Genomic DNA, 3,953 nt, shown 5'->3' on the forward strand with positions numbered 1-3,953 from the left:
GTCCACTACAAGCGGATCGCCATGATCGGCGTGAGCTTCGCCATAGCCTGCCTCGGCGCGCTCAGCGTCGTCGCCGGGCATGCCTCCCTGCTGGTCGTTGAAATCCTGACGACCTGTGTCGGCCTCGGCAGCGGGACAACGTTTCCGGTGGCCACCGTCTCGGTCCAGAATGCCGTCGATCAGGCACATCTCGGCGTCGCCACCGGCGTGCTCACCTTCCTTCGCTCTTTGGGCAGCGCACTGGGCGTGGCGATCCTGGGCGCGGTCGCTCTGGGCTATGGCCTGCCATTGGCCGGCGAAGGCGCGCATTCAGCTGGCGCCGCAGCCTCTGCCGAAGCCTTCACGATGATCTTCCTCGTCGCGGCGGCAATCCTGCTGATGGCGCTTGCCGCGCTCGGGCTGATGCCGGAGAAGGCGCTTCGCGGCCATCCCGAGACCGCTGCTCCGGTGCTGGCCGAGTAGCACGCGCCTCAATCGTGGACGCCGAGCTTCTTCTGCAGGCTGGTCGACGAGGTGGTGTACTGGAAGACGATGCGCTCGCCGGGGCTGACGATGCGCTTGGCGGCCTGCGCCATCAACGCGACCTCATGGAAACCCGACAGGATCAGCTTCAGCTTGCCGGGATACCAGTTGATGTCGCCAACGGCGAAGATGCCGGGAACCGAGGTCTGGAACTTCTCGGTGTCGACCGGGATCAGGTTCTCATGCAGGTTGAGCCCCCATTCGGCGATCGGACCGAGCTTCATGGTCAGGCCGAAGAAGGGGAGCATGCGGGTGCATGGCACCTCGATGTCGCCGTCCGGCCCCTTGATGGTCGCGGATGAAAGCCGGCCGTCGGCGCCGCTCAGGCCGCTCACCTGGCCGACCTGGAAGTCCAGCTGCTTCATCTCCTGCATGGCATACATCTTGTTGACGCTGTCAGGTGCCGCGCGGAACTCCGGACGGCGATGGACCAGCGTCACGCTCTTTGCCACCGGCTGCAGGTTCAGCGTCCAGTCGAGCGCCGAATCGCCGCCGCCGACGATGACGAGGTCGTGGCCGCGGAAATCTTCCATGCGGCGCACCGAATAGAAGACGCTGTTGCCTTCATAGGCTTCGATGCCCGGAATGGGCGGCCGCTTGGGCTGGAACGAGCCGCCGCCGGCGGCGATCACCACCACCTTGGCCTCGAACACCTCGTTCTCGTCGGTGGTGACGCGGAAGCTGCCGTCCTCCAGCTTCTCCAGGCTGGAGACCATGCGGTTGTAGGTGAATTCCGGCTTGAACGGGTGGATCTGCTCGAGCAGTTTGTCGACCAGGCCCTGGGCGGTGATCAACGGCCAGCCGGGAATGTCGTAGATCGGCTTTTCCGGATAGAGTTCGGCGCACTGGCCGCCGGGCCGGTCGAGGATGTCGATCAGATGGCACTTCATGTCGAAGAGGCCAAGCTCGAACACGGCGAACAGGCCGACCGGCCCTGCCCCGACGATGAGTACGTCCGTCCTGATCGTGTCGCTCATGCAATGCGCCTCGCTGCCAAACGGCGCGAGACTGCATGAGCAATGGCCCGCTGCCAAGCGGCGGCGGCAAAAATAGCCGAAGCGGCGAACTCAGCCCTGGCGGGCGGGTACGCGCACGACCAGCCCGTCGAGGGCGTCGCGCACCTTGATCTGGCAGGACAGGCGCGAATTCGGCTGGACGTCGTAGGCGAAGTCCAGCATGTCCTCCTCCATCGCCTCCGGCTCGCCGACCTCGGCCGTCCAGGCCTCGTCGACATAGACATGGCAGGTCGCGCAGGCGCAGGCGCCGCCGCATTCGGCCTCTATTCCGGGCACGGCGTTGCGGATGGCGTTCTCCATGACGGTCGAGCCGTTTTCGGCATCCATGTCGAACTGTGTGCCGTCATTGGCAATGAAGGTCAGCTTGGTCATTTGTCACCTGAAGGGGAGTTCCAGCCGAGATAATCACTCCGGCGAACAAGTCAACTGCGGCGCGAAAGCGCCGCGCCGTGACGTTTTTTTGGAACTAGCGGCCGATGGCGGCGATGAACTCGCGCACTTCCTCGATCAGGACGCCGAGCCGGTTCAGGGTCTTGGCGTCTTCGGGCTGGCCTTCGATGGCCGCGGCACAATCGGCGATTGCAAACGCTCCCACCCCGCGCGCCGAGCCTTTGAGCCCATGCGCCAGCAGCAAACGCTCCTTGACGTCGGCTTCGAGGATCTTGTCGCGCACGCCGAGCGCCTGCTGCACGAACAGCGCCAGCACCTCCTGCTCGAGGGCGCGATCACCCATCGTCTGGCGCGAAAGATGGGCGAGATCCACAGGACGTGACCTGGCCGTTCCCGAGACGTCGCCGCCGGGCATGGAAAAGGCAATGCCGCTTTCGCCGCGCATGAAATTTGCAGCTCCCTGGTGTTCAGACTTGCCTGGAAAACTAGGCGAATCCCGTAGCAAACGGGTTAATGATTGACCTGAAAAAATGTTGACAGGGAGGCCGCGAAATCACGTCTCCGTTAACCCTATATTTAAAGTTTTACGTATCGCCCAGAATGCAGGTTTTCTTTACCCCTGTGTGTCATTACGATACGAGGGTCCATTTTCAGCCTCCTGCGTGGGATAAGACGAGCCAGAATCACGGCTCAAAATCATAAGTCCCCGGCAGCTAGTACAGGGTAGCGAAGGCATGGCGAAGAAACCAACGACACGAACTCTCGACAGCGACGTGGCCAAGGAGCTCGAAAAGGCACTCGACCTTGATTTGAGCGTAGATGGCGACGGCGGCCTCGATATGGCGGCGTCGATGGAAGATCTGGAAGCGCAGATTTCGGCCGCGGCTGACGAACTGGCGCGCGAAGGGCGTGGCCACAAGGAAGAACCGGTGGTTGTCCAGAGCCAGAACGCCAGGCCAATACAGAACACGCAGCCGGCGGCGAAGCCCGCCGAGTTGCGTCCGGTTGAAACGCGCAACGGCGCGCAGCCGGCCGGCTTCACCCCGGCCAATGACGACCGCCAGAAGGACTACCGCACCCTGCTGCATGGCCTCAACCGCCGCGCGTCGAGCACGATCTACTGGGTTGTGGCGTTCATTTCGCTGGCATGGATCGCCGGCGCCGGCGGCCTGGCCAATCTTCTGTTCGGTTCGGGCATCTGGAAGATCCGCACCTTCGACCAGTTTTTCGCCCGCCCCGAGCTGATCGGCCTGGCAGTGGCGGCAATCATTCCCGTGATCCTGTTCTGGGCCTTCGCGGCCATGGTGCGCCGCGCGCAGGAAATGCGCATTGCCGCGCAGTCGATGACGGAAGTGGCCTTCCGCCTGGCCGAGCCGGAAAACCTCGCCCAGGACCGCGTCATGATGATCGGCCAGGCCGTGCGCCGCGAAGTCGCGGCGATGGGCGAAGGCATCGAGCGCACGCTGGCGCGCGCGGTCGAGCTGGAAACGCTGGTCCACAGCGAAGTCAACCAGATCGAGCGCTCCTATTCGGAGAACGAGGCCCGTATCCGCTCGCTGGTCGATGGCCTCGGCAGCGAGCGCGAAGCGGTCGTCAGCCATGCCGAGCGCGTGCGCGCCTCGATCGCCAGCGCGCATGAGACGCTGCGCGACGAAATCGGCTCCGCCAGCGACATCATCCGCGACTCCATCCTCAATGCGTCGACCAAGCTGTCGATGACGATCAACAATTCAGGCGACACGCTGATCGACCGCATCAACGAAAGCTCGATGTCGATCTTCGATTCGGTCGAGGGCCGGCTCGATTCGATCACCGACCGGCTGTCGACCTCGGGCGAGGCCTTCGCCAGCCTGCTCGACACCCGCATCGCCAAACTGACCGACACCACCGACGGCCTCACCCGCTCGCTGACCGACCTGCTCGACGACCGCACCAGCGGCATGGTTTCGCTGCTGGGCGGCGCCGCGCGCACGCTGAGCTCCGAGTTCGAGAACAGCCTCAGCGGCATCGAACGGACGCTGGCCG

Annotated in this window: 3 protein-coding genes and 2 pseudogenes; 2 read left to right on the plus strand and 3 right to left on the minus strand. The window is 64.0% G+C overall.

From position 1 onward, the window contains the following. Positions 1-462: pseudogene (locus EN738_RS31895) on the plus strand (MFS transporter); the annotation flags it as partial. Between the two features lie 8 nt (positions 463-470). On the opposite strand, the gene EN738_RS31900 reads toward EN738_RS31895, so the two are convergent. From EN738_RS31900 to EN738_RS31910, 3 genes are all read right to left on the minus strand, one after another. Further along, a complete protein-coding gene (locus EN738_RS31900) occupies positions 471-1,499 on the minus strand; it encodes an NAD(P)/FAD-dependent oxidoreductase (RefSeq protein WP_127287061.1) in 1,029 nt (342 codons plus the stop codon). 90 nt (positions 1,500-1,589) lie between these two features. Beyond that, positions 1,590-1,910 (minus strand): 2Fe-2S iron-sulfur cluster-binding protein, encoded by a 321-nt coding sequence (locus EN738_RS31905; RefSeq protein WP_127287062.1) that lies wholly within the window; start codon positions 1,908-1,910, stop codon positions 1,590-1,592. Between the two features lie 94 nt (positions 1,911-2,004). Continuing rightward, positions 2,005-2,373: an Hpt domain-containing protein gene (locus tag EN738_RS31910; RefSeq protein WP_127287063.1), complete on the minus strand. Its 369-nt coding sequence runs from the start codon at positions 2,371-2,373 to the stop codon at positions 2,005-2,007. Positions 2,374-2,662: 289 nt separating this feature from the next. Between EN738_RS31910 and EN738_RS31915 the strand changes: the two are divergent. Next, positions 2,663-3,953: pseudogene (locus EN738_RS31915) on the plus strand (kinesin); the annotation flags it as partial.

It is taken from the genome of Mesorhizobium sp. M4B.F.Ca.ET.017.02.2.1, from assembly GCF_003998955.1.
GTDB classification, from domain to species: domain Bacteria; phylum Pseudomonadota; class Alphaproteobacteria; order Rhizobiales; family Rhizobiaceae; genus Mesorhizobium; species Mesorhizobium abyssinicae.

Coding starts and splice junctions, on each gene's coding strand:
- EN738_RS31900 (WP_127287061.1), bottom strand. CDS start 1,499: ATGAGCGACACGATCAGGACGGACGTACTCATCGTCGGGGCAGGGCCG.
- EN738_RS31905 (WP_127287062.1), bottom strand. CDS start 1,910: ATGACCAAGCTGACCTTCATTGCCAATGACGGCACACAGTTCGACATG.
- EN738_RS31910 (WP_127287063.1), bottom strand. CDS start 2,373: ATGCGCGGCGAAAGCGGCATTGCCTTTTCCATGCCCGGCGGCGACGTC.